27 protein-coding genes and 1 pseudogene are annotated in these 24,051 nt (G+C 69.8%); 22 read left to right on the forward strand and 6 right to left on the reverse strand.

The window, feature by feature from the left end; genetic code table 11:
- Positions 1-52: 52 nt before the first annotated feature.
- Positions 53-1,189, reverse strand: a complete 1,137-nt coding sequence (locus ABZ404_RS13175) for an NlpC/P60 family protein (protein WP_358830736.1) — start codon at positions 1,187-1,189, stop codon at positions 53-55.
- A 503-nt stretch (positions 1,190-1,692) separates the two neighbouring features.
- Here ABZ404_RS13175 and ABZ404_RS13180 point away from each other — a divergent pair.
- The 17 genes and pseudogenes from ABZ404_RS13180 (at position 1,693) to ABZ404_RS13260 (ending at position 14,521) form a co-directional block, all read left to right on the forward strand.
- On the forward strand, positions 1,693-2,448 hold the full coding sequence (locus tag ABZ404_RS13180; protein WP_358830737.1) for a site-specific DNA-methyltransferase: 756 nt from the start codon (positions 1,693-1,695) through the stop codon (positions 2,446-2,448).
- A gap of 204 nt (positions 2,449-2,652) precedes the next feature.
- The gene (locus ABZ404_RS13185; protein WP_358830826.1) at positions 2,653-3,270 is read left to right on the forward strand and encodes a DUF4913 domain-containing protein; all 618 of its coding nucleotides are present in this window, start codon (positions 2,653-2,655) and stop codon (positions 3,268-3,270) included.
- Positions 3,267-3,755: a hypothetical protein gene (locus tag ABZ404_RS13190; protein WP_358830738.1), complete on the forward strand. Its 489-nt coding sequence runs from the start codon at positions 3,267-3,269 to the stop codon at positions 3,753-3,755. Before ABZ404_RS13185 ends, ABZ404_RS13190 begins: the two co-directional genes overlap by 4 nt.
- Positions 3,752-3,985, forward strand: coding sequence for a hypothetical protein (locus ABZ404_RS13195; protein WP_358830739.1), 234 nt, complete (start codon positions 3,752-3,754; stop codon positions 3,983-3,985). Before ABZ404_RS13190 ends, ABZ404_RS13195 begins: the two co-directional genes overlap by 4 nt.
- 29 nt (positions 3,986-4,014) lie before the next feature.
- Complete coding sequence (locus ABZ404_RS13200; protein ID WP_358830740.1) at positions 4,015-4,686, forward strand: hypothetical protein; 672 nt, start codon at positions 4,015-4,017, stop codon at positions 4,684-4,686.
- Between the two features lie 38 nt (positions 4,687-4,724).
- Entirely contained in the window at positions 4,725-5,447 is a 723-nt protein-coding gene (locus ABZ404_RS13205; RefSeq protein WP_358830741.1) for a hypothetical protein, read from the forward strand.
- A gap of 203 nt (positions 5,448-5,650) precedes the next feature.
- Positions 5,651-5,998: an SH3 domain-containing protein gene (locus ABZ404_RS13210; protein WP_358830742.1), complete on the forward strand. Its 348-nt coding sequence runs from the start codon at positions 5,651-5,653 to the stop codon at positions 5,996-5,998.
- A gap of 115 nt (positions 5,999-6,113) precedes the next feature.
- Positions 6,114-6,572, forward strand: coding sequence for a hypothetical protein (locus ABZ404_RS13215; protein ID WP_358830743.1), 459 nt, complete (start codon positions 6,114-6,116; stop codon positions 6,570-6,572).
- Positions 6,569-7,009, forward strand: a pseudogene (locus ABZ404_RS13220) (hypothetical protein); the annotation flags it as partial. The gene ABZ404_RS13215 and the pseudogene ABZ404_RS13220, both read left to right, overlap by 4 nt.
- A 445-nt stretch (positions 7,010-7,454) precedes the next feature.
- Positions 7,455-8,372 carry a winged helix-turn-helix transcriptional regulator gene (locus ABZ404_RS13225; protein WP_358830744.1) on the forward strand — a complete coding sequence of 306 codons (918 nt, stop codon included), beginning with the start codon at positions 7,455-7,457 and terminating at the stop codon, positions 8,370-8,372.
- Positions 8,369-8,950 (forward strand): hypothetical protein, encoded by a 582-nt coding sequence (locus tag ABZ404_RS13230; RefSeq protein ID WP_358830745.1) that lies wholly within the window; start codon positions 8,369-8,371, stop codon positions 8,948-8,950. Before ABZ404_RS13225 ends, ABZ404_RS13230 begins: the two co-directional genes overlap by 4 nt.
- A complete protein-coding gene (locus ABZ404_RS13235) occupies positions 8,947-10,185 on the forward strand; it encodes an MFS transporter (protein WP_358830746.1) in 1,239 nt (412 codons plus the stop codon). Before ABZ404_RS13230 ends, ABZ404_RS13235 begins: the two co-directional genes overlap by 4 nt.
- Before the next feature lie 43 nt (positions 10,186-10,228).
- Positions 10,229-10,558 carry a hypothetical protein gene (locus ABZ404_RS13240; RefSeq protein WP_358830747.1) on the forward strand — a complete coding sequence of 110 codons (330 nt, stop codon included), beginning with the start codon at positions 10,229-10,231 and terminating at the stop codon, positions 10,556-10,558.
- Positions 10,559-10,619: 61 nt separating this feature from the next.
- Complete coding sequence (locus ABZ404_RS13245) at positions 10,620-11,873, forward strand: ATP-grasp domain-containing protein (protein ID WP_358830827.1); 1,254 nt, start codon at positions 10,620-10,622, stop codon at positions 11,871-11,873.
- Positions 11,870-12,571 (forward strand): hypothetical protein, encoded by a 702-nt coding sequence (locus ABZ404_RS13250; RefSeq protein WP_358830748.1) that lies wholly within the window; start codon positions 11,870-11,872, stop codon positions 12,569-12,571. Before ABZ404_RS13245 ends, ABZ404_RS13250 begins: the two co-directional genes overlap by 4 nt.
- Before the next feature lie 117 nt (positions 12,572-12,688).
- Positions 12,689-13,657 carry a SpaA isopeptide-forming pilin-related protein gene (locus tag ABZ404_RS13255; RefSeq protein WP_358830749.1) on the forward strand — a complete coding sequence of 323 codons (969 nt, stop codon included), beginning with the start codon at positions 12,689-12,691 and terminating at the stop codon, positions 13,655-13,657.
- A 132-nt stretch (positions 13,658-13,789) separates the two neighbouring features.
- The gene (locus ABZ404_RS13260) at positions 13,790-14,521 is read left to right on the forward strand and encodes a hypothetical protein (RefSeq protein ID WP_358830750.1); all 732 of its coding nucleotides are present in this window, start codon (positions 13,790-13,792) and stop codon (positions 14,519-14,521) included.
- Between the two features lie 106 nt (positions 14,522-14,627).
- Here the strand turns inward: ABZ404_RS13260 and ABZ404_RS13265 are convergent, their stop codons facing one another.
- Entirely contained in the window at positions 14,628-15,671 is a 1,044-nt protein-coding gene (locus ABZ404_RS13265) for a hypothetical protein (protein WP_358830751.1), read from the reverse strand.
- 368 nt (positions 15,672-16,039) lie between these two features.
- On the opposite strand from ABZ404_RS13265, the gene ABZ404_RS13270 reads away from it, so the two are divergent.
- The 5 genes from ABZ404_RS13270 (at position 16,040) to ABZ404_RS13290 (ending at position 20,098) form a co-directional block, all read left to right on the forward strand.
- On the forward strand, positions 16,040-16,393 hold the full coding sequence (locus tag ABZ404_RS13270) for a DUF317 domain-containing protein (RefSeq protein WP_358830752.1): 354 nt from the start codon (positions 16,040-16,042) through the stop codon (positions 16,391-16,393).
- Between the two features lie 98 nt (positions 16,394-16,491).
- Positions 16,492-16,977: a hypothetical protein gene (locus ABZ404_RS13275; protein WP_358830753.1), complete on the forward strand. Its 486-nt coding sequence runs from the start codon at positions 16,492-16,494 to the stop codon at positions 16,975-16,977.
- 102 nt (positions 16,978-17,079) lie between these two features.
- Complete coding sequence (locus ABZ404_RS13280; protein WP_358830754.1) at positions 17,080-17,742, forward strand: DUF317 domain-containing protein; 663 nt, start codon at positions 17,080-17,082, stop codon at positions 17,740-17,742.
- A 335-nt stretch (positions 17,743-18,077) separates the two neighbouring features.
- Entirely contained in the window at positions 18,078-18,965 is an 888-nt protein-coding gene (locus ABZ404_RS13285; RefSeq protein ID WP_358830755.1) for a hypothetical protein, read from the forward strand.
- A 203-nt stretch (positions 18,966-19,168) separates the two neighbouring features.
- The gene (locus ABZ404_RS13290; protein ID WP_358830756.1) at positions 19,169-20,098 is read left to right on the forward strand and encodes a DUF6615 family protein; all 930 of its coding nucleotides are present in this window, start codon (positions 19,169-19,171) and stop codon (positions 20,096-20,098) included.
- A gap of 76 nt (positions 20,099-20,174) precedes the next feature.
- On the opposite strand, the gene ABZ404_RS13295 is transcribed toward ABZ404_RS13290, so the two are convergent.
- The 4 genes from ABZ404_RS13295 to mobC form a co-directional block, all read right to left on the reverse strand.
- Positions 20,175-20,861 carry a hypothetical protein gene (locus ABZ404_RS13295; protein ID WP_358830757.1) on the reverse strand — a complete coding sequence of 229 codons (687 nt, stop codon included), beginning with the start codon at positions 20,859-20,861 and terminating at the stop codon, positions 20,175-20,177.
- A gap of 72 nt (positions 20,862-20,933) precedes the next feature.
- On the reverse strand, positions 20,934-21,383 hold the full coding sequence (locus tag ABZ404_RS13300; protein ID WP_358830758.1) for a hypothetical protein: 450 nt from the start codon (positions 21,381-21,383) through the stop codon (positions 20,934-20,936).
- An 80-nt stretch (positions 21,384-21,463) separates the two neighbouring features.
- Positions 21,464-23,179: a relaxase/mobilization nuclease domain-containing protein gene (locus tag ABZ404_RS13305; protein WP_358830759.1), complete on the reverse strand. Its 1,716-nt coding sequence runs from the start codon at positions 23,177-23,179 to the stop codon at positions 21,464-21,466.
- A 13-nt stretch (positions 23,180-23,192) separates the two neighbouring features.
- Entirely contained in the window at positions 23,193-23,720 is a 528-nt protein-coding gene (gene mobC, locus ABZ404_RS13310; RefSeq protein WP_358830760.1) for a plasmid mobilization relaxosome protein MobC, read from the reverse strand.
- Between the last annotated feature and the right edge of the window lie 331 nt (positions 23,721-24,051).

The following is a 24,051-nucleotide window of genomic DNA, read 5'->3' on the forward strand; positions in this document are numbered from 1 at the left end:
AGAAGCGGCCGGCCAGGCCCGTGCGGTGCGGGGCCCTGGCCGGCGGGCGGCGTCAGATGACGCGGCGGGCGGCGAGAATCGCCCAGTCCTTCAGCGGGGTGATGCGCACCGGTTTGCCGGTCCGTGGAGCCTCGATGACGAGGCCCGTTCCCATGAACATCCCGACGTGTTCGGGCACGGCAGCGGTGCCCCGGCTGAAGATCAGGTCGCCGGGCCGCAGCTTGTCGGGCGAGACGGCTTTGCCCTCGTTGACCTGCGTGTACGTGGTGCGGGACAGGTTGATACCGGCCTTGGCGTACGCCTGCTGCATAAGGCTGCTGCAGTCGCAGCGGCCCATCGGGTCGGGGCCGTGCGCGGCGGTGCAGCTGCCGCCCCACTGGTACAGCGTGCCGAGCTGGTGCATCGCCCAGTCGATCGCCGTACGCGCCTTGGGATCGGCGTCCTTCGGGATCGTGTAGCCCTTGGGCACGCTGCCCTCGGGGATACGCCCGTAGGAGGAGCCGTCCTCGGACGGACCGCAGCCGGAAGTTGGGGCCTTGGTGTCCTTCGACGTGTCGCCGTCCTTGGCGGGCTGGTCCTTCTCCCCGCCGGGGAATGTGGCGGCGATGGCCTTCTGCAAAGCGGTGGCGAGCGGTTCCCACTGCGCGTACGCGTCCGGGAAGCCGGATGCCTGCACGGCCTGGGCGGCCTGGGTGACGGTCATCTGCTGCCAGCCCTTGACCTTGAGCAACGCCTTGTAGAAGCGCTCGCTGGCGTACACCGGGTCGCGGATCTGCTGGGCGGTGCCCCAGCCCATGCTGGGACGCTGCTGGAACAGCCCGAGGCTGTCGCGGTCGCCGGAGTCGAGGTTGCGCAGGCGTGATTCCTGCATCGCGGTGGCGAGCGCGACGATCTGCCCGCGCTGGGGCACGTCGAGTGAGCGGCCGGTGGCGACGATGGTCTGGGCGTTGGGGACCTGCTCGGCGGGCAGGGTCAGGCCCTCGACCTTCACGTCCTTGCCGGACGCACCGTCGAGGATCTTCGTCACCTGCTGGGTGACGGCGTCCGTGTCGATGTCACCCAGGCATCTGCTGAAGGAGCTGGTGCTTTCGGCGGCTTCGCTGGAGGCGGCGGCCACCATCATGGCCGTGCCGGCGAGCAGCATGGGGGAGAGGAAGACGACGCCGATGCCAGCGGCTATCGCCTTCAATCCGGCACGCCTCCCGGCGGCGGAGTTTCAGGCGGGGGAGGGGAGAGAGGTGTCACGGGGCGTCCTTGAAGGGTGAAGTCCCGTCCGCGCGGGCGTGCTTGGGGAGGGCCGCAGCGGGCGGAGGCGGGTAGATCCACGGTCCGGGCGCACGCGGCGAGTTGCACCTCGCGATGCGTGCGGCGGCCAGGTTCAGGCGGAGCTGGGCATGGTGGACCTCGGTTCGGGGCGGGGAAAGAGCCGTCGACAATGGCTGCCGGGCTCCAAAACCGTAGCCACGGATTACCGGTGAGCGGCATAACGCTCCGTCAGGAAACAATTTCCCGGGAATTTTGCCCGACGGCACGGCTCCACCGGGAATCGTGCCCTACGGTTTGGGCTCCTCCCTCGCACACTCCGCATCGCGGACCGTGGGCACCGTCGTGCCCGCGTCCCTGCGGCGGGATTTTGTGTGCGGGCCGGAGCAATTCAGCCCACTCTCACCCGAGCCGATTTGGGGTATCTCTTTGTCTTTTTCCCTGCACCAGGGCGACGCGCTGAGCGTCCTTGCGACACTGCCGGACCAGTGTGTGGACTCCGTCATCACCGACCCGCCGTACAACTCCGGCGGGCGGACGGCCAAGGAGCGCACCAGCCGCAGCGCGAAGCAGAAGTACACCTCGGCTGACGCGCAGCACGCACTGCCGGACTTCACCGGCGAGAACATGGACCAGCGCTCCTACGGCTTCTGGCTCACCCAGATCATGACCGAGGCACACCGGCTGACGAAGCCGGGCGGCACCGCTCTGCTGTTCACCGACTGGCGCCAGATGCCGACGACGACGGACGCGTTGCAGGCGGCCGGCTGGCTGTGGCGCGGCGTACTGGCGTGGCACAAGCCGCAGGCCAGGCCGCAGAAGGGCCGTTTCACCCAGAACTGCGAGTTCATCATCTGGGGCTCGAAGGGTGCCATCGACGGGTCCCGCAACCCGGTCTACCTGCCCGGCCTCTACTCCGCCTCCCAGCCCAGCGGCAAGAACCGCCAGCACATCACGCAGAAGCCGGTGGAGGTGATGAGGGAGCTGGTCAAGATCTGTCCCGAGGCCGGCACAGTCCTGGACTTCACCGCCGGATCCGGGTCCACCGGGGTCGCAGCCCTGCTGGAAGGCCGCTCGTTCATCGGGGTGGAGAAGACCCGCGAATACGCCGAGATCGCCGCCGACCGGCTGACCCAGACCGTGCAACAGAACCTGGCCCAGGACGACTTCGACCTGTCCGCCTAGGGCTTTACCGCCGCCCGGCACGGGTGACAGCGGACTGATGACCCCGTCAGGCCCCGTGCCCCGCGATGCGTTGTAGCACCGGATCCCCGGTTAGCGAAACCGGGGATTCTCCGGATCGTGGAGCCGTCATTCACACACCAACGGCCGCGCTTCAAGGAGACCCCTTTCGTGCCCGAATCCATAAACATCCCCGACGACGGGGAAATGGAACCCGTCCGGCTGCCGGACTCGAATCTGGAGAGCGTCGAGGCCACCGTCCGCAAGCTCATGGAGCAGCAGGCCGAGCAGGCCCGCCAGCTCGACAGCCTCTCCGCCCCTCCGGACCCCGCGCCCTTCGCCGCGTTCGGCCTGCCCAGCCTGCCCGGGATGCCCGGAGCACCGCTCCAGGCGCCGCCCGAGCCGCGCCCGATCCTGGAACTGGAGGGCGAGGAGTACGAGGACGAACTGGACGCGCTGACGGACTGGGTCGACGGCTTCCTCATCGAAACCTACGGCGCGGAGGTCACCACCGCCGCCCCGTGGTGCAAGCAGTGGCAGGAACACGACGACGTCGTCGCCTGGCTGCACGCCCTGTGGATGGCCTACCTACAGCACAAAGACCCCGAGGCCGGGCCGTCCGGGTTGTTCGTGTGGCACCGCGACTTCCTCACCCACTGCCTGGCCCACGTACGGGCGGCGGGCGGACCGCTCTCGGCCTGCCAGACGGACCCCGACCGCGACGCACACCGCTTGCTGCCCGGCCCCGCCTCCTCCCACCGCACCGCCCGCGCCGCCGCCGGCGACCGGCCAGAACCCGGCGAGCCGGACCAGGCCGCCGGATGAGCGGGCCCGAGCACCAGCCCGCCTTCGGGCTCTCCTTCGACCCGCGCGCCCTGACCGACCTCCTGGCCGCCCCCGGCGACATCCGCGACCTGGCTCTCGCTCAGATCCAGGACGTGGTCAACGCCCGTCGGTTCGGCCCCAAACTGCTCGGCGAACTCGCTGACTACCGCAAGCTGTACGTCGACAGCCGCAAAGCCTGGCGCATCGTCTACGCCCAGCGCCCGGCCCCGCCCACCTCCGCGCACCGCACCGAGATCCACGTGGTGGCCGTACGCCCGCGTGACCGCCACGAGGTGTACACCGTCGCCCGCAAACGCCTGGGCATCACCCGGCGCCCCACCAGTGCGCTCGCTCACGCCGCCCGAACGAGCTCTCCGCAACTGGAGGCCCGCCGCGCACGGCCCAAGCCGGGTCCGCCGCCCTCCGCAGTGCCTGGTCCGCCCCGCCCCGCCCTGCTCCCGACCCCGAAAGACCGCACTCTTTGACGACCCCCTTCCCCTCCGCCCCCAACGACCTCACGGCCGCACCCACCGGATTCGGCATCCCCCAGGAGAACCCGCACCACCGGACCATCACGGACAGCCGACGCCACGGCAGACAACTGGACGTGCAGCTGCTCGCCGTGGCCTTTGAGCCGAGCCGCTACCGGGCGGGCACGCGTGAACAGTTCACCGACGTCTTCCTCCTGCGGGCTCCCGCCGGCGACGAGCTTTAGGAGGTCTGCAAGTGCCCCGCAACACATCCGTGCCAAAGGCTCTGACCCAGCTGGACCTCCGGATCGAGGCGGCTGTCGGCCACAGCATCGACCGTCTGTGGCAGCACCGCGACCGCGACCTCCTCGATGAACCGCACACGCGCCTCGTTGACGCCCACCGCGCCCTCGTCCAGGGCGAGCTGAGCGTGACCGTCTACCGGTCCCAGCTCAACAGCCTCTCCTCCGGTGAGTACCCGGTGGACAGTAAATGGTTCGAGCGCATCGACCGAACGATTGACCTGCTGGAAGAGGCGGCCCGCACCCGGGACGAGCGGCAGGCGCATGCTGTTGCCGCGCTTGAACTCGTCGAAGCCGCCGCCCGCGACAAGGCTCCCCGCAAGGTGCCCGATCTGCCCGCACCCGACGTTGCCGCACTGCTGGCCATTACCCAGGGCGCCAAACTCCACCGGAACCTCCTGACACAGCAGATGTACGTCGTCACCGCATCCGGCACCCGCATCCCCTACAGCCAGATGCAGCGCCTCGAAGAACACGGCCTGGTGGACCGCGACACCTCCCACCACGTCACGGCAGGCCAGCCCGTCACGCTGACCGACACCGGCCGCGCGGCCCTCACCGCCCCGCGCTCGGCTACAGCACCGGGAACCGCTCCCGTGCCCAGGCCCGGCACCTGGCCCGCGGCTGCTCCCGCCCGCCGCTGAACACGCACACCCCGCCGGCCCCTCCCCCCGAAAGCCCTATGCCCTCATCTCCTGACTTTCGCCTCGACGGCTACGAAGCCGTCAACGACCGGGTCGCGGAGCGATTCTGGCAGCACATCGAGATCGAAGAAATGGACCTCGTCGTGCTCGCCGAGCACCACACCGACGACCAGCGTCACAGCTACTACGTCATGCACAACAGTGCGGTGACCTGGGGCATCCCCGGCGAACCGCAGCTGGTGGCCCTTCACCTTCAGCGCGACGTTGAGGCCGCCACCTTCCGCTTCCAGCACGAGCAGCTGCCCTTGGTGGCCATGGCGCAGAGCTGGCTGATCGCCCGCGGCTGCCCGAAGGGGGCCATCGCCCTGCGCCCGGGAATCGGTGCCGACCCGGCTGACGAGGCCACCAAGGCGCTGGAGGACCGTCTTACCTCGGACGGCGACCATTTCGCCCTGGTCACCAGCTACACCTCGGACGATCCAGACCGTACGCAGATCACGGTGCTCCTGGCCGCTATCGACGAGAACGCGCCGCAGCGCTTTCGGGTGCTGCTGGAAGACGTCGACATGGAGAACTGGTCGCGCACCCTGCGCGAAGGCGGCTTTTCGACGTACGAGGAGGCCACCGCCTGGTGGCAGGCCCACTGGTCCGGCGACGGCGTCCCCCTGCCGACCCCCCAGATAGCGGCCCGGCGCAGCGCACCGTCCGCGATGCCCGGTCTTCCTGCGGCTCCCGCGCCGCGCACAGGCCCAACTCGCTGACCGTAAAGCCGACTTTGCCCCTGCACCGCTTCCCTGTGGGAGGGCTCCGAGAGGTAGCTGCGGGCGGCGAAGCGCGAAACATAGCAGCACATCCCCGGTTAGCAAAACCGGGGATTCTCCGGACTCTTGAACCACTGCCCGCACGGCGCGAGCCGCGGGCGTGCTTCCGCGTCCCTTCTCTCTTTCCTGGAGGTCAATTCCTCATGCGCTCATCCCGCATAGCCGTTTCTGCTGCCGTTCTCGGCGCACTCGTCCTACCGCTCGTTGGTGCCACGTCCGCGAGCGCCGCACCCGTCCAAGCGCCGGCTTCCGCACCGACCAGCCGCGCGTGTGACCGGCCCGGACCGTGGGCCGTGCACACGCAGGCGGTGACGATCCGCTCGCAGGCGAGCGCGAAGTCCACCGCCGTCGGCGTGCTCTACCGCACCCACACGTTCACGGTCCTCAAGACCAGCGGTAACTGGCACTACATCACCGACAAGAGCACGGGCGTAAAGGGCTGGGTCTCGGGCTCGTATGTCTACCGCGACGCCTACATGTGTCTCGACTAGTCGTCCGGACAAGCGAGTTCACCGAACTGCCAGCACCACTCTTCCCCCTTGTCGCTGAACGCGAATGCAGCGCCGTTGATTTGCCCCACATATTTCCAAGGAAAGGATCAGTGCCGTGCCCGACGACGCCGACGATGTGATGGGCGTCATCACCCAGCAGATCGAGGCCCGCTTCCAGATGCCGCTGGCCGACCTGCGACGGGCGGTGGCCGCCGCCCCGGGCGCCAACGACGACGCCACGGTCGTCGTGAAGTGGTACGGAATGCTCGCCGAGGCCCAGGAAGCACTGAGCAAAGCCGAGGACGCCCTCGTCGCGGCCCTCGACACCGCCCCGGGTGACGTGCTGGATGATCCGGTCATGGCGCTGGCCCACCAGGTCAACGCCGCCGTGGCGGTACGTGACGGGCGAGCCATGGTGGTGCGCCACTACACCGACCCGAACTCCCCGGGCCGCCGGGGGCCCGGAGCATGGCGGGGGGCCGAAACTGCCCCCCGGCGTGGTCCGGCCCTGACGACGGCCCCGGCGCCGAGCGTGCCTGTGCCGGCTGTCCCGGTGCGAGGAGCGCTGCGGTGAGCGTCGTACACAAAATCACCAGCCAGGACGAGGTCCTGGTCCGCGCCTTCGGTGCCTCGTTGAGCGAGTTGTACACACAGGCCGCCGGACCCGAGGCATCTGCCGCCCTCACGCGCGCCGTGGAGCTGCGCTCCTGGCTGGCGGTGGCCGAGGAACAGGTCGCCCGGGTCCGCGACTGCATCCACGACGCCACGGCCGCCGACCGCGACATGGGCGAACTGTCCGCCGAAGACCTTCGCTTCGACGCGCAGTGGCTCGAGGCGGCCCTGTCCGCCCGCGACGGATACGCCACCGCCCTGACCGGTCTGCTGAACACCATGCCGCCACCCGGAGACCGCCCCGTACGACCGGTGCAGCTCGCCCAGCCCAGGCTCACCACCACGCTCCCGCCCGCCCCGGCACCTATGCGTGCCGGGGCGGTGCGGGCCCGCCGCCCCCGAAAGCCCCGCCGATTGCCCCACACCCTCTCCCAGACCATCGCCGACCGCATCGAGGACCTGTACGGCCAGCCGATCGCCGCCCTCGAAGCTCAGGCCGACACCCATCCACGCGGCAGCATGCTCGCCGCCCTGACGAACAGCTACAGCGATGTGCAGCTCGCCGAGCGGAACGCGCCTTTCAGCTCCAGCGCCTGCGTGAATTCGCCCAACCAGAGCGCGAAATAGGCAAGTTCGAAGCGGGCCACCTGCTGGACTGCGCGCGCCGGATCGCAGAATCCGTCGCCACCCGGGACGCCCACGCCAAGACAGTCAGCGCCGTCCTCGCCGGCCTGCACCGCGTCCCCGCCACACCCCCCCGCCGTCCGCGGCACCCGCGTCCGCTCCAGCGACCGCTGCCACCCGCACCCGCTGATCCGCCCGTCCCGCCCTAGGAGTTACCCCCTTGGCCACCACCGGTCTGCCCCGCTCCACCCAGGTTGACGTCGCCCGCGTCACCGAGTCGCTGGAGATGATCGCCCCGCTGTGGAGCGTGTGGATCCTGATGACTCTGTCCGCTCAGCCCCTGCGCTACGCGGAGATCAAGCCGCGCCTGCCCTGGCTGAATGACGGCACCCTCCACCCCAAGCTGCGCAAGCTGTCCGACGCAGGGCTGGTCGAGCGCACCGAAGTCTCCCAGGGCCACGTCACCTACGGTCTGACCGCACGCGGCACCGACCTGATGCCTGTCCTGACCGTGATCGCGGCCTGGGGCGAGACGTACCTGGAAAAGCCGGTGGTGAAGAACAAGGACACCGGGAAGCTGGAGCCGCTCGTCACGGTCGCGCCGGCGCAGAACATCGAGGATGCCCTCGCGCTGATCGGTCCCCGGCACGCCACGCCGATCCTGTGGGTGCTCAAGGACCGCGGCGCCTCCAGCGCCAAGGCCCTGTCCGCCGCGGCGATGCCGGGCTACCGGCTCAGCAACGTCTATCCCCAGGTGGACCGCCTGGTCGGGGACGGCCTGGTCCGCAAGAACGGCCGGGCCTACGAGCTCACCGCCACCGGCCACGCGCTCGCCCCGGTCTACCGGGCTCTGAGTGCCTGGGCCGCGGGACGCCCGCTCGACGACGCCGACACCCACCCCCTGTGGGGCGCGGCCCCCGTACCGGTGGTGACGCAAGCGGCGTCCGGTCCCTGGCTGACGACCCAACCCCGCGTATCGGCACCTGCCACTGCCGTGACCTCAGCCGCGTACCCCGCCGCGCTCGCCATTCAGCCTGCGGTCTCATCGGCCACAGCCTGGAAGGGCGGCGACCTGTTCTCGCACCAAATACCGGCGCGCCCCATCGCCCTCCCGCAGGCTCAGGGGCCGCGCCGATGACCCACAGCATCCTCGCCAACCAGCCGCAGGCACGCCGCGCGATCCGGGCATTGTCGCTGCCCGCACTGGTCCGCCTGATCACCGAGATAGACGACAACGGCCCCATCAGCCGTCGCCGCGGCAGCCTACAGAGCGCCTTTGACGACCTCAGTGCCCACCAACTGCGCCACGCCATCGACCGGGCTCGCGAGTTCGGCCTCGTCTACGGCGACGAGGACGAACGAGTCCGCTACCGCCTCACCGACCGCGGCGAGGAACTGGCCGAGGTGTACGACACGGCCGCCCGCTGGGCCCGCGCCCATCAATTCCCCACGCTGGCCACGGACTTCGTCACCCGGGTCCAGCACACCCTCGACCTGCTCAGCCACACTCCGGCACTCGCACATGCCACTGCCCGGATCGGCGACGCGAGCGGCATGCTCACCCCTGGGGGAGCGGTCCTTGGCCGTGACGCCATCGTCGCCCTCGATGGCCCGCAGAGCGCCTTGGACGCTTGGCTCAAGGCTCATGCGTACGCCCTGCACCACACGGCCCTCCACTCCTCCCATGCGGCGGATGAGTGGGAGATCGCTGCGTGAGACCCAGTGCCGGGCCACGGCATGCCCGCCGACAGGCCCCCACCCTGCTGCGGGGCATCTACCTGCCCCGCAGCATGGATGCCGGCGCCTTCGCGATGACGACGTACGGGATCCCGCTGCTGGTGCTCGCCACCACCAACTCCGCGCCCCTGACCGGACTGGCGTTCGCGCTTGAGTGGGTGCCGCGACTGGGCGCGTTCGCCGTAGCCGGAGCGATGGTCGACCGCCACGGCACCACCCGCGTGCTGTGCACGGCTTCCTTCCTACGGGCCTTGGCGGTCGTGGCCGCCGCCTTCGCCCTGCCACAGATGAGGACCGGGGTAGCCACCACCGCCGCTGTCATGCTGCTCGCCGCCACGAGCGGCGTGCTCACGGAGTTCTCCTACATCGCCGCCGAGACGGCGGGAGGCATCGCCAGCCGCCAGGCCGGCGAGCGCGCCCACCGGGTGCAGTCGGTGCTCCTGGGCATTGATCAGGTCGGCACTCTGGCCGGACCGGCTGTCGCCGGCCTGCTGCTGGAGCGGGCGGGAGCCGACGGAATGCTCGTCACGATCGCCGTCTTCTCGCTCCTGGCGTGCATCTTCGCCCCCCGGCAGTACACCACCCGCGCCGAGAAGCCGCAGCCGGTCCTCGCCGGGCTGCGCACCGGATGGACGACCTTGCGCGCGCTGCCCGCGCTGGGCTGGCTGGTGTGCGGACTGACCCTCTCCAACTTGGCGGTCGGCCTGCTCCAGGCCGCTGCCCCCGTGATCGTGATGAAGGAGTTCGGACACTCCAGCGCTGACGTGGGCCTGATCTGGTCGGTGGCCGCCGTCGCTTCCCTGATCACGGTCGCGGTGTGCCGCCGAGCGATCGACCGTTTCGGCCTGTGGCCGGTCGGGGCGCTCTCCGCCACCGTCGCGGCCAGTGCGTGCCTGGCGGTCTCCCTCGCTCAGACCTACACCGCCTATCTCGTGCTCATCGCGGTGCTCATGGCCGGCGAGGGCGGCATGACAGTGGTGCTGCGCACCCTGCGCTCCCACCTCATCCCCGCGTCGGTATTCGGCGCCACCCTCTCGGTGACGATCCTGCTGCTCCTGCTGCCGTTTCCGCTGGCCGGTGTCCTGGTCGCATCGGTGCCGCCCGCCCTGCTCGGCCACGTGATCACCGCCTGCGCGGTGCTACAGGCCCTGGGCCTGCTCACGGCCTTCTCCCGGCTGCGCACCCTCCCTGTTCTGCGCGCCCATCTCGCCTGACCTCACCCCACCCCTGCTGTCCGCTCTCCCGGAGACCAACCCGATGCCCATGCCCGCCGCCCAGGCCCTCATACCCGTCGCCCGCCCCTCCTTTCGCGCGGGATCCAGGCCCACGATCACCGATCAGTTCCTCGCTTTCGACGCCGCTCATCCCTACGTCTACCGGGCGCTGGAAAAGCTGACGGCCGAGCGGATGGCTGCCGGTGCCACCCGCATCGGGCTGAAGGGGTTGTTCGAGGCCCTGCGCTGGCGTCTCCCGCAGGGGCTGCGCGGGCTCAACAACAACTACACCGCGCTGTATGCGCGGCAGCTGGTCGCGGACCACCCCGAGTGGGCCCACGCCTTCGAACTGCGCCGCCGGCGCACCCCCTGAACTGCCACGCCGAAACCGAACTGCCCTCTACATGAACCTATTTGGAGCGTTCTTGCCCACGATCCTCGTCGTTGCCACCACCGGCCCGGAGGCTCAGGACTACCGCGGATACTGCCTCGAAGCCGTCGCCCAGCGGTACGACATCGTCCTGATCACTCCCGCCGAACCCACGTGGGAGCGAGAGTTCATCATCGACTTCGAGATCGCCGATCCCGACAACGCCCAGGCATTGGTTGACGCAGGCCAGGCCCTCGCCGAGCGCCACGACCTGGCGGGGGTGGTGACGTGGACCGAGTGGTACTTGGCCCAAACCGCGCGTCTTGCCCGGCGTCTGGGCCTGCCGTCGAGCGGACCCGAGGTGATGGAAGGCGCCCGCAACAAGGCAGTGGCCCGCTCCCTCTTCGCCCGCCACGGAGTGCCCTCCGCAGCCTCGATGACCGCACGCTCCCTGCTGGAAGCGGCGCTCGCCGCCGAGACGATCGGCTACCCCATCGTGCTCAAGCCCGCCGCCCGTGCGGCCAGCATCGGCGTCATCCGCATCGACCGCGTCGAAGAACTCCCCGACGGCTTCTCGTTCGCCGCCGCCGGCGCACGCGACGGCATCGAGAGCACCAAGGTCCTGGTGGAGGAGTACCTCGACGGTCCCGAGGTCTCCGTCGAGTGCGTCACCCATCGTGGTCACACCACTGCCGTGGCCGTCACCCGCAAGACGCTCGGCGCCCCGCCGTTCTTCGAGGAGATCGCCCACAGCGTGGACGCCGCCGATCCGCTGCTCGACCAGGTGGCGCCCGTCGCCGCCTCGGCCATCAAGGCGCTCGGCATCACCGACGGGGTGAGCCACGTCGAGATGCGGCTCGTGAACGGCCGCCCCCGCCTGATCGAGGTCAATGCGCGCCTCGGCGGCGACATGATCGGCCACCTCGTGCAGCTCGCCACCGGCGTGGACCTGGCCCGCGCCGCCGCCGACACCGCCTGCGGCCAGCCCCCCGAACTCGCCCGCACCCGCCACAGCGCCGCCGCGATACGGCTGCTCTACCCGAACACGTCCGGCACCCTCACCCGCTGCCACCTCGACGACGACTTCGCCGCAGACGCGCCCTGGCTGGACCAGATCACCTTCCAGCGCACGGTCGGCGACACGGTCACCCTGCCGCCCGACGGCGACATGTTCAGCGCCCGCGTCGGATTCCTCATCACCACAGCGGCCACCGCGGCGGAGGCCCAAGAACGCGCCCGGACCGTGCAGGAACGCCTCGACCTCACCACCGAGCCGCACGTTCCCGGCCCGCGGTCCGTCCACACGGGGCATGCGTGAGCGGCGGCCGTGACTACCCCTTCTTGGGACTCCACCCCTTCGTGCCCGCCGACGCCGCGTCCCGACAGCAATACGACGTGCTGATCGCCCTCGGCGACCGCTACCAAGTTCGGGAGACCCTCGGTACCCAGGACGCCCGCCACACGTACGCCCTGCTGCTGGACAAGGCCGGACGCTGGGGCCTGGCGGGCGGCAGCCCGATCGTGGCCGTCCACGTGCTGCGCAACACCATCGCCGGGACCTTCCGTATCGAGCGCGCCGAACTGCCCACCCTCGCTGCGGCACAGGACTGGTTCGAGCAACGTGAGATGGGCAATCACCGGATCCTGAGCGACAGCTACGGCGGGCGGCCCGCCGACGGCCTCACCGAGGCCATTGACCGTGAACGCGGCCGACACCACCCGCAGTACAACCTCACCAAGGACACGCTCACAGGCCCCGACCCAAACGACTCCTATCTCCTGTTCGAGCCCTCGGGAGCCGCCACCACCGAGGTGCACTGGCTCATCCGGCGCAGCCAACTGGGCGACGGTTTCTTCCGGTTGCGCGACGTGCTCCTGCCCAGCGCCCTGGCCACGCACCACTGGCTTACCGACCACGGCATCACCCGCACACCACCGCGGCGTTCCCGAGCCCGGCTCGCCACGGCACCCAGCGCCGCGCAACCAACAGCGCGCCGAACCGCAGCACGCCGCTAAGCCGCCGACGGCAGCACCGGCTCACGCCCCCGACAGACCTCCCCAACCTGGAGTTCCTCCTTGCCTACCCGCTCCGCCCGTTCCCTCTCCGCTGTCGCCCTTACCGTCGCCACTACCGTGACCGGCACGCTGGCCTGGGCCCCAGCGGCCTCGGCCCATGCTCCCGAGCCCACCCCATCCGCCCCGGCCACGGCCGCCCCGAGGAACATGGTCGAGTACGGCGGCATCAAGATCCTCAAGAAGGACCCCGGCGGCGACCTGATGGCCGGCGCCGCCTTCACCCTCCTCAACTCCTCCGGCAAGGAGGTGTCCACGGGCAAGACCGACGCGGATGGCCAGCTCGTCTTCAAGGACCTAGCCGCAGGCGTCTACCGCCTCAAGGAGACCAGCAGCGGCAGCCCCCTGCACAACACCGTCGCCGACCAGGACGTCATCGTCACCCCCGGCAACGGCACACCCCTGACCGTCATCGACCCCTTCAAGCCCGCCGACTTCACCGTCACCAAGACCGACAAGGACAGCGGCAAGCCACTGCCCGGTGCCGTGATCAACATCATTCCGGCGGGCAACGGCGGCGACCCGGTCACCCTGACCACCGGCAAGGACGGCACCGCCAAGGCCCAGCTCCCGGTCGCCTCCCGCAACGGCACCGCCTACACCGCCACCGAGACCACGGCCCCCGACGGGTACCAGCTCGATTCCACGCCGCAGAAGTTCACCGCGAAGCCCGGCTCACCCGTTGCCGTCACCCTCACCGACACCAAGAAGGCGAAGCCCACCCCGCCGCCCACCATCCCGCCGACGGTGCCGCCCACGAAGCCACCGGTCACCCCGACGGACAAGCCGACCCTGCACACGACGCCGTCACCCTCTGCACCGGCCACCCACATGCCGGCCCCAGACGAGACCCCTGCGACCCCCGAGACCTCGACGCCGGAGGGCTCCCTCGCCCACACCGGCGCTGACGCCACCCCGTGGCTGATCGGCGGGGCCGCCGTCCTCCTCGCTGCCGGCGCAGGTGCCGTCCTGGTCGCTCGCCGACGTCGGTCGGACGACTCCGAGCATGACGGCTCCACGGAGAGCTAACACCCGCCCCCCCTTCGAATACAGCCCCCGGAATTCGCTCTCGAATCCGGGGGCTTCGTCGTGCCCAGCTAAGGCACCGTTGGGTCGCGACCTCCGCACCCTCGGCCCCTCCGGGGTGATTAGGCTGCGGCGGTGACCGAACCCTCGCCGCTCCCTGGCGACCCCGCCGAGCTGCACCTGCGTTTCGTCTTCGCCGATTCGCTCAGCGACACCCCGCACGCGGACACTCTCGAAGAGTGGCGCGTCGAGGTCCTCCACCGGCGCCGGAGGCACGACAACAGCCGTTGTCCAACCGCGCCCGGTGCGTGCGAAGCGGACCATTGTCCGGCGTACACCTTGAGCGACAGTGCCGTGGGTTCGATGACCTTCTTCCGCGTGCACCTTGACCGTGGGCGCAACGCGCACGCTGCGCTGGCAGATGAATCGGAGGACCTGAACGAGATTGCGCAGGTCCTCCTCGACCCCGTCACCGGCTACTTCACCAACGAGGTCAGCGAACTGCTGGAATACAGCGGATCAGCCCTGCTCGTCATGGACCGGGTCACCCTGCGCGAGGAGTGGCGGGGGCAGGGCTTGGGCACGATCCTCGCCTCGGAAGCCATCTTCCGGCTGATGCCCGGGTGCCGGGCCGTCGCCTGCTCGCCCGGGGTCACCGACCTCGACAGCCGGAGCTTGAAAAATCGAGCTGAATGGGATCGCGTGAACACCAAGATCGCCTATGGGTGGAAGAGCATTGGATTCCGCCTCTACCGTGACAACATCTATCTCCTCTCAACCGTCTCCGAGGACCTGGAGGAGCAGCGCGGCGCACTTCGCGGACGGCTCGTGGAGCTGGCCGCATCTTGGCGTACGGCCGTCTCCTGACGGGCCCGCTGCTACGGACTAGGACCCTGATTGCCCTCGTCCCGTGAGCTGTGCCCGTTCACCGAATGGAACGGGCACTCGCAGGACTGACGGTGCCCACTGCTTCCTATGGAACACGAGATCCGCCGCGCTCGAGCCAGCGGTCGACCCACGTGGGCACGGAGAGGGCAAGGCGCTGTTGGGCAGCGTAGGTCGCCGGGCCCCAGTCCCGGATTTGCTTCAGGCGTTCGCCGCATCGCTGGATGGCGCGAACCTCCAGCACTCCGCGCCATTCGGCCTGGCCGGCGGTGACGGTGGTGCATTGGTCGCTGTAGCCGGGCGGCAGATGGCAGACGCAGTGTTCGTCCGCAGGGGCAAGGGGCAGGCCCCAGCCGGGCGCCGCGAGCAGTGCCATCAGCCGCCGGTGGCCGGTGGCGCCGGCGCCTTCCGCGAACGTGGGGTCGATGATCCAGCGTTCGCCGCCGTTGCGTTCGTGGTGACCGAGCCAGCCCGTTACGGCCAGCGGCGTGCCCAGGGTACGGATCAGGCCGACCCGGCGCAGCAACCCGCTGGTCAGCCAGGCCGAAGCCGCGGTACCCCGGCGGCCCGGCCGCCGGTAGGGACGCTCGGCAGGGTGCCACCGGGCTGGCTGGTCGCGGTGGCACGGCCTCATGCCATAGGCGCCCAGTTGCCGATCCTGGACGTCGACGGCGCGCAGCCAGTCGTCGGGGTCCAGACCCAGCAGAGTGACGGAGGCGGACGTGTCCAGCACGCGCAAGACCACCTGACCGCCCTCGACGTAGGTACGGGCCCCTGGCACCCCTTTGACGTCACCGTATTCGTCGGCGCGCGGCAATAGCGCCTCGGCCAGGTCCAGGGCCTGGGTCTCGTCTGGGTCGGGCCGCTCGCCTGGGTCAGCCTCGAAGCGGATCAGGAGGCGGTCGGGTCGCGGGTCGACGTATTCGATGCCCCAGGGGTGCAGCGTGGTGATCCGACGCCAGGCCAGTGCGGCCATCACCCGGGCCTCCAGCAGCAACTGGTCTGCGCTCGGTTGCGGGATAAGCAAAGAGCCGGGCGAAGCGGCTTCAACCCGGCGCCGGGCGGATTGCCAGGGCAGACCGGTGTACAGACGCAGCAGTTCGGCGCGACGTTCGACGGCGGTTGTCTTCATAATTCGAAGCCCCTCAACACCGCAGGGCCGTCCCGACACAACCCGCGGCACAGAGCTACGAGGAACAACCGGACCACGCAGCGGTACCGGCCGAGTTGGCTTCTCCACGGCGTGCTCGATGTCGGGTCGAGCACAGGGCACGGACCCCGCCGGGCCCACCGCTTCAATCCGATCACATCGGCCGAGGGCTGGACCCGGTCACAGGCGTGGCGCGCCGTCTCGTCACTCCAATGCCGCCCCACCCGTGTCCAAAGGTCAGTTCGCCGGGGGCAGACAGGAAAGAGCACGCAAGGACTGGTGGAAGAGGCCAGGGGCATGTCAACGTAGACGACCTTCCCCCGAAACCCCAGGTCAGAGAGGTGATGCCTGTGACCGTGGACGCGTCCACCCCCGGATTTTCCACCACCACCGAGGCGCTGCGGCTGCGTTGGTGGCAGCTCGGCGCCGGCCAGCCGACGATGGTCACCAACCTGTTCACGGCAAACTTCTTCCACCTCGTCGTGGACGACCGGGCCGATGTCCATGTCAGCAGCAAGGACGGTCGCTTCTATCTCGGGTGGTTCCCGCTCGGACGCCCCGGCACCGACGGTGACGGCTGGACTCTCGCCGTCACCGGAACCGCCACGGTTCCCGGTTACCGGGTCCGCTTCGGCACCGAGACGCCGGCGGAGATCGTCGCGGCCACGGTCCAGCACGTGCTGGCCACCTCCCGGCCGCTGTGAACCTGTGTCACCGCGCGGCTGGGAGCTGCCGCTCGGCCACGGCACGTACCCTGCCCTCGGCCCCTGGTGGGGCGCCCATTACTGCGAGGAGATGCGTCTTGGCCCCGGAGCTGACCGTCGGCGACCTGCTGGAGAGCCTGTCCGCCGGTGACCGCGACGTGGTGGTCCGCCTGTGGATCAACCCCTTCGCGCGTACCGCCCGCCGTCTGGGAAGCGTGGTCCCCACCCGGGATGACGCCGACCGACCCGTTGTCTTCATCGCTGAGGCCAAAGGTGCCCCGGCGTTCGGCACATTGCCCGAGCCGACCGTTGGCGACCTGCTCGACCAGTTGTCCGCCTGTGACCACAGCGCCGTCGTACAGCTTGCTCTCAACCCCGATTTCCCGATGGCCCACCGCGCAGGCCCCGTCGCCGCCCGCATCGAGGAGGGGCATCCCGTGCTGTTCCTCACCGAGCCGGACGTGGAAGAAGCCGAACAGTTCGGCCCCCTCCTGCCCCACGTCGCGGTCGCGTTGAGCTGGCACGAGCCGACCGAGGCCCCGCCGCGCCGGCGGCGCGGCGCACGCCCCAGCGGCGGGCAGTGAACCACCGACGAGACCACGGAGGCGCCCCTGCACCCGCACCATCCCTCTGACTCCTCCTACCCCGTTTCGCCTCATCCGGTGCGCTGGGTCACCCCGCGCCACTTGGCCGGCGACGACGACGTCCTTGCCGAGCAGATCGGCGACACCCTGACCGGGCTGGGCTGGCGCATGTGGCCGACCTCCCGCGACACCCTGCTGTACGTGAGCCCGGACGGGCTGAGCGCAGCCGAATGGATCCTGGCCAGCAGCCCCTTCACGCTCGGTGGACTCCAGGTCGCCCTGCAAATCTCCGCCCGTCCGACGGCGGGCAGCGTGCTGGTGCAGTGGAACGCCTACTTCACCACCGGCGTGCCGCCTGAGGCGCTGCACGACTTCCTCATCGCCCTCGACGCCAGTGCGCTGCCCGATACCGGCTTTGCGGAGTACGAGGTGGTCGTGGCGGCGTTGAGCAGGCAGGGCTGGATCCGTGACGTGGACCGCCCCGGCACCGCCGCCACGGACCCGGGCTTCGCCTCGCACGTCTCGCTCGAATTGCTGCCGGACCTGATCGCGGACGCCGGCTTGGAGGAAGACCGGATGGGCTGGCAGGCGTGGGCTGAGCCCACGTTCGGCGCTCCCTACCTCTGGTGTGCGAACTTCAGCCCGAGCGTTCCCAACGAGCTGGTCGCCATCTTCGCTGCCTCGCTCGCGTCCCCGGCCCCGGTGGCACGCCACTGTTTGCCACGCAGTGCGGAAGAGCGCCTCACGATCGTCCGTCGGGACTGACCTTGGGCCCGGCCGCCAACACCGGCCGGGCACCGGCGCCTTCCTGCTACACCCCGCCTCAGTCCTTGAAAGAGGTGTTCCCGATGCACCCACGCCCTGCCTACGACGCCCAGCGCTGCGAGCGCTGCCGCTCCATCGGCTTTCTCGCCCGCAACCGCGACCTCGCCCATGCACCCGCCTGGTGCGTCAGCTGCCATGAACGGGCCGCCACCACCCAGGCCCGAGCCGGTCATCCCTGCGAAGACGGTTGCGCCTGGCCACCGACCACGACGGCCTGTGCGCCGTACGCGTCTGACCGTCTGCTTCTTCCCCGCCGTCTACCTCACGGAGGTCTTTTGCCCCGGCCACTGATCCGGTTCGCCATCGGGCGTACGAACGGTACCGCCCACTACGGCGTCCTGCTCGCCGATGCCCAGCCTGTGACGGCATGCGGCACCCACGCCCCCGGCCTCCAGCCCATTGGTGAGCACACGGCCCATACGTTGTGCCAGAGTTGCACGCGCGCCTGGCTCATCCTCACCACGGCACCCCACCCAGGGGGCGAGCCGGAGTTCCGCCCGGCTGCGGGCGCGGGCAAGAGTGCATCTTCACACCGGCCCATCCCTGGGCACCTGCTCGGCTTCTGCGGCAAACCGCTCGACGACCGGCCCTCCGCCGCGCGACGCGTGTGCGCCAACTGCAACACACTCGACGCCGCTCTTGACCGCTTCCACCACACCGCTGGCGAGCTGACGCTGCCCAGCGGCGAACCGTGCCATGTCGACGAGGCTGTGCTTTGGGCCCCGAAAGGCTGCGGCAACCTCGTCACAGGCCATTACCGCGACGCGACCACCAGCACCGGGTACTGCGGGCAGCCGCTTGAGCACCCCCACCACGGTGCCGAGACGTGCGCGCCCTGCCGACGCCGCTGGGAGGAGACGGAGGTGCTGCGGCAGATCCAGACGCTGCCCTGCTCGCGGGAGGCGGCGGCAGGCTGGCAGGACCGGGCACGGGACACGTTCTATGACGTTGCTTCTGCGCTGGAACCCGGCGACGCCTACACCCTGTCCGGATGCGCCCAGCGTCACCATGTCGCCGAAGTCCTCGGCCACGGCACCGCGGGGCCCACCGAACTGCTTGTGTACCTCCCCGGCGAGGACCGCCTCAGCGAGGTCCGCCTGCGCCGCGAGCGCCTCGTCACCGTGGAGCGCCCTAACTCGGCCCGGCCGAGACTTGAACGGTAAGCATCAGAGCATGCGTTGACCGTCCGCAGCCCGGTAGGCGCTTGGCCTGCCGGGCCTTCGCCGTACGTGCGATGAAATTGGCCCTTGGAACACCCGGAGCACGGTGATCTGATGAGCCAATGATCATGTCGCCCCGTCCTCGCCCTCGTGAGCAGACCGTCTGGCCCGGATCGAATCCGTCGTTGTGCGGCCTTCTGAAATGGATGGCTTCCGACACCTACCACTGGCTCCGTGACGGCTACGGACCGCATACTCCGCCGCCTGGTGAGGAGACCTTCACGGACGTTCATATCCGTCATCTGCGCCAGGCCATGGGCAGTCGCGTCAAAGTCATTCAGTTCACCAAGGCACAGGAGAGCTTCAACGGCGCGGACTGGGAACTGTGGATCCACAACAAATCTGAGGGTCTGGGGTTCCGGATCCAGGCCAAGAAAGAGTCCAGGGAAAGGCAGTACGGGTTCGGCTACTGGCTGGATGAGCGTCACGCGTACCAGTGCGATCTGCTCATTCACGACGCCCAGGCCACGGGGTGCATCCCCGTATACCTCCTCTATAACCACGAGTCGTGGTCGATCCGAAAGGACGCGGCGGCTTCGCTGTGCGGGCATACGGCTCCTGACCATTCGCACCACGGCTGCTCGCTACTGTCAGCCCACCACGTCCAGGAGCAACTCTTCCGGAAGGCGCTCGGCGACAGCCGGCGGCTTTCCCATGTGCAGCTCAGGAGGATCTCCGCGCCATGGAACCAGGTGCTGTGCGACCTGAAGGACAAGAGCGATGCGCCACACTCTCGTGGCACGCTCACGCTGAAGGCCATACAGAAGCGGGCCGAGGCCATGGAACGCTCAGGATGGGCGACCGTGCAGCGAGTCAACCGCCGCAAGTTCGCCTCTCCGAGCCATGCCTGTGGAGGGACCCCGGAGGTCAGCGTCGGCTCCTGGCTCGGCGACGAGCCGACCGATGAGGTTCGCGAGCCGGTGCTCCGGCCACTTCCCGACCATGTGCTCCGCCTGCTGGAGGCGAACCCTCTGCGCCCGCCGGAGCCGGAGATCCCCACCCGCGCGATGGTGATGTACGACGTGAGTGACGCCGAGGAGACCGTGAACGACTTCGTGGGGTGCATGCGTTACTAGCGGCCGGCGAGGAGACGCGACGATGCCCCGGCCGCTGCGGGGCACCGGCCGGGACACCATGCTTGGAGGCGGGGGACTAGCGGGCCTGGATCTTGGCGAGTGCCTTGCCTAGGTGGGCATCGACGAGCGCCGGGGATCCGGCAACGATGACCACCACGGTGCCCGAGCGGATCGCTGTCTGTTTGATGACGCTGCGCTGCCCGCCCACGGAGTAGGTGAGTAGCTGGCTCCACTGCTCCTCGCCGAGTTTGGGTGCGGTGGTGGCTTGAGTGGTCATGTCGATGGCTGTGGTGCCTGAGACGACCTGGTACGTCGGGCAGGAGGCCATCGCGTCGTAGATGCGGCCGATGCCGTCGGACAGCTTGCTAGGGGTGTCGCTGTAGAGCTCCTCGCTCATCTCGGAGGTGCCGCCGGCGCCGTACGTAAACGCGGTCTTCGCCCTCCGCGGGAGGTGGAGGCTCCCGCCGGACGCCACGTTGCCACCAAGCCGTTCCAGCGCAGGGCATCCGATCACCGTCACGTCCTGCTGGGCGCGCTCCGCCTTGCGTACGTAGCCCTCACCCAGGTCCTGCTCGCTCAGGAGCAATGCGTCCAGCGCGGCCGAGGGCAGCGGTGTGGGCCCGGCCGTACGGCTCGCATCGGGGGGTGAAGAGGCCGCTGCCGGTGAACCCTCCGAGGATCCAGAGCTGTCGTCGGAGCAGCCGGTAAAGGCGAGGGAGGCGAGTGCGGTCAGGACGAGCGCGGTGGTGGAGTGGCGACGCAAACGGGGCCCTTTCGAGAGGCGGAGCGGACGGTGCAACGCGGGCATGCGATCCGGCGCTGGGGGCGTGGGTGGTCAGTGACCCAGGTGGCGCAGGCCGTCATCCAGTGTGGGGTGAAAGTGGTCCACAGGGCCGGAGTTGCGGTTGTACCAGGCCGGGTCCAGGCGCGGCTCGGCGGTGTTGTGGCCGGCGCGGCAGCGCAGCCAGATCGTGTCGTCGCGCATGCTGAAGACGACCCAGTCCCGGTATGCGCCGCACTGCGGGCACGCGCGGACCTCGCCGTCGATGACGAGCGGCTGCTCCCAGCGCATCATCAGTCCCTCGACCTCGTGGCGCGATGGCGCGCGCAGGTCCGCCGGAGGGAAGTCGGGCACCACCCCGATGCTCCCGGTGTGAGCGGGCGGCGCCGGGTCGGGTGCCGGGCTGGCGAAGTCGGGTGCCGACCAGGTCGCGTGCATCTGCAGCATCGCTTGGCCGGCGCGCTGGGCGTCACGGAACTCGCGGTCCGCGCGGCGTCGAAACATATGTCCCCCTCTTCGTCGTTCATCGGCCACACGGAGAGTGCCCCAGGTCTTTGACCTGCTGCAACTTGCGCATTCGGGAATCATCTCGCCTTCGGGGGACGGGGGTTGCGGCCGGTGGAGGGCCGCTTCGGACGCCCGGTGCGCTGTGGTGTGGTGGTGCCCGGGTCGGGCATGGCGGAGGCGTCGGCGGGCAGGCCGGCCAGGCGCCGCAGCCGCCAGACCAGGACATCGCTGACCGACTCGGCCGTGCCGAGTTCGCGGCGGGCGACGGCCTCGGCGAGCAGCGCACCGGGCTCGTGGCCGGCGGCCTCGACGTCGGCGAGGGTGGCAGCGAGCGCGTGCCAGCCTGGCTCGGCCAGGATCTGCTCGGCCAGATGCGGCACCGCCTGGTGCAGGTGGGCCGCCTGGCGCCGCTGGAGCGGCTGCGAGAGGCGGCGGCCACGGTGGCGCAAAGCGGCCATCGGGTGCTGGGCGGCGGACTGGTAGGCGGCGCGCAGGAGTTCGGCGGCCTGGCGGGCGGCAGCGGCCTGCTGGGCGTGGTTCTTGCGGCCGTGCCAGTGGGCCGCGGCGATGACCAGGAAGGCGACCATGTCGATCACCATGGCGGTGGTGGCGCCGTCCTCGCCGCGCCCCAGGGCGGGGCCGCCGTAGACGAGGTCGCGGGCGGCCTGGCGCAGCGCGCGGTCGTGGCCGCGCTCGGCGCGTACGTGGGAACGCGAGGCCCGCTCGAAAGCCCTCGCTGCCTCTTGGAGTTGTTTGCGGGTGTGGGCGGCAGAGGTCTTTGCGAGGGCGTCGAGGACTTCACCGGATGCCGCGATGAGTGCTGCCGCCTGCTGGTCGGCGCCCTGGTCGATGATCAAGAGCGCCTGCCAGGCGGCGGCTGCCGTGCGGCGCCGTGCCTGTGCCGGACCGCTCGGCGCGCCCGCGCGGTCGTCCGGAGCAGTGGCGGGGCCCTGCTGGGAGGCCGACCAGCGTTCGCGGATGCGGGGCAGGGAGAGGTCGGGGGCGAGCGTGGAGCCCGCGAAGTAGACCGGCTTGTTGTCCTCGTTGCGGTCGTCGACGAGCGCGACCTTGTAGCCGAGCAGGTCACCGGAGGGTGCTTGGCGCTTGCGGATGAGCAGGCCAGAGGCGGCCAGCCGGTCGAAGAACTCCTCCTCGCTCGCGGCACCGGCCACCGCCCGGCGGACGGTCTCACGCAGTTCCTCGCGGGCGGTCTGCCCCCGGCCTTGACGCTCCGCTTTGTGGCGCTCCGCACTGGTGGGCCGCTTGGCAGCGGTGCCGTCGCCCTTGTTGAGGCGGCGCAGTCCCAACTCGGCTTCTAGCTGACGGGCTTCGGCCTGAACGCGGACGGCGTCGAAGTTGAGGTCGGGCTTGTAGCCGTCTTCGCGCACGAGGGTGGCCACGATGTGGATGTGATCGTCAGCGTGGCGAACGGCCGCCCAGCGGCAGCCCGTAGTTTCCTCGGGGTCCTCGATGCCGGCGGCAGCGACCATGCGGCGTGCGATGTCGCCCCATTCCTCATCCGTCAGGATGCGGTCCTCGGTGCCGTTGCGCACGGACAGGTGCCAGACGTGCTTCTTCGGTCGTTCAGCCTCGTCGATGTTCTCGACGGGCTGGTCGAGCAGGCGCTGGAGCTGCTTGAGAGTGGCGCTCGGGTTGCGGCCGGGATCAGGAGCACCGTTGTCCCAGGAGGCGACGAGATGCGGGTCGATGTGCTCCTCACTTTTGCCCGGCCCGTACAGGTAGGACAGGAGGCCCATGGTGCGCTTCCCGCGTTTGTGGATCCTGGCGATCATGCCGGTCTTGATCTCAGTTCTGCTGGAGGAGCTGGTCGGTGGCGTCCTGGACACGTTGGACTGCCCGCTGTGTGGCGGCCAGGACGGCGTCGAGTTCGGGAGGCCAGGCACCGGAGTTGATGGCGCGGGCCACTTGGTTGAGGTTGTTGCCGACCTGGTGAAGGTGGCGACGGGCGGCGAACAGCTCGGAGACTGTCTCCCGGCGTCCGGCTATCGCAGCGGCGGTGTTGTCGAGATCGTGCGCGGCGACGAGACCACTGCGGGCAAGGAAGGCGGGCAGGCTTGTACGAGTGGCGGTCGCGGCTGAGGTGAGCACGGTCTTCTCGCCGGCGTTAAGGCGGACGTAAATGACGTGAACGCGCTTATCGTCGCCGGACTTCGGCGAGCGCTTGCGTGCGGTCTTCTTTGGAGCGCGGCGCTTGCTGCGTGATGACTGCTTCTCCGGCTGCGATCCGCCCTCGGTCGCTGCCTCCCGGACCTGCGCCCCCCGGTGCTGGTCCGGGCCCGCCACCCCCGGGGCGGGCTTCGCCGAGACCGTCATCCCCGACGGGGAAGACGGTCTTGGCGGATAACTTGCTCCCCGCGAGAGCGAGTTGATGCCCGGCTCAACGGAGGCGTGGGGCTGGGGTTCGTTCGGGTTCGTCATCGGATGCGGTTCCTCGTGGTGCGGGTGCGGTGCTGGATCTGCGCGGCGAGTTCGACCATGGGGGCGGCGCCGTCCAGTACACGGACGCTGCCCTCGGGCGCGTGCTGCACGAGCCACTGCCCGTTCGGGCCCAGGACGGCGGCGTGCAGGAGGCGGTGGCGGACCAGGACCTCAGCCCAGGCGCCGGCTTCGGCTGCGGTCGGGATCGTCGTACGGGGGTGGCGGG

This window comes from Streptomyces sp. NPDC005878, from assembly GCF_040629815.1.
In the GTDB taxonomy this organism is placed as follows: Bacteria; Actinomycetota; Actinomycetes; order Streptomycetales; family Streptomycetaceae; genus Streptomyces.

Excerpts from the sequence above, each read along its gene's own strand:
- ABZ404_RS13230 (WP_358830745.1), top strand. The coding sequence starts at position 8,369 with ATGACCCACAGCATCCTCGCCAACCAGCCGCAGGCACGCCGCGCGATC.
- ABZ404_RS13205 (WP_358830741.1), top strand. The coding sequence starts at position 4,725 with ATGCCCTCATCTCCTGACTTTCGCCTCGACGGCTACGAAGCCGTCAAC.
- ABZ404_RS13300 (WP_358830758.1), bottom strand. The coding sequence starts at position 21,383 with ATGTTTCGACGCCGCGCGGACCGCGAGTTCCGTGACGCCCAGCGCGCC.
- ABZ404_RS13290 (WP_358830756.1), top strand. The coding sequence starts at position 19,169 with ATGGCTTCCGACACCTACCACTGGCTCCGTGACGGCTACGGACCGCAT.
- ABZ404_RS13210 (WP_358830742.1), top strand. The coding sequence starts at position 5,651 with ATGCGCTCATCCCGCATAGCCGTTTCTGCTGCCGTTCTCGGCGCACTC.
- ABZ404_RS13240 (WP_358830747.1), top strand. The coding sequence starts at position 10,229 with ATGCCCATGCCCGCCGCCCAGGCCCTCATACCCGTCGCCCGCCCCTCC.
- ABZ404_RS13265 (WP_358830751.1), bottom strand. The coding sequence starts at position 15,671 with ATGAAGACAACCGCCGTCGAACGTCGCGCCGAACTGCTGCGTCTGTAC.
- ABZ404_RS13185 (WP_358830826.1), top strand. The coding sequence starts at position 2,653 with ATGGAACCCGTCCGGCTGCCGGACTCGAATCTGGAGAGCGTCGAGGCC.
- ABZ404_RS13190 (WP_358830738.1), top strand. The coding sequence starts at position 3,267 with ATGAGCGGGCCCGAGCACCAGCCCGCCTTCGGGCTCTCCTTCGACCCG.
- ABZ404_RS13305 (WP_358830759.1), bottom strand. The coding sequence starts at position 23,179 with ATGATCGCCAGGATCCACAAACGCGGGAAGCGCACCATGGGCCTCCTG.
- mobC (WP_358830760.1), bottom strand. The coding sequence starts at position 23,720 with ATGACGGTCTCGGCGAAGCCCGCCCCGGGGGTGGCGGGCCCGGACCAG.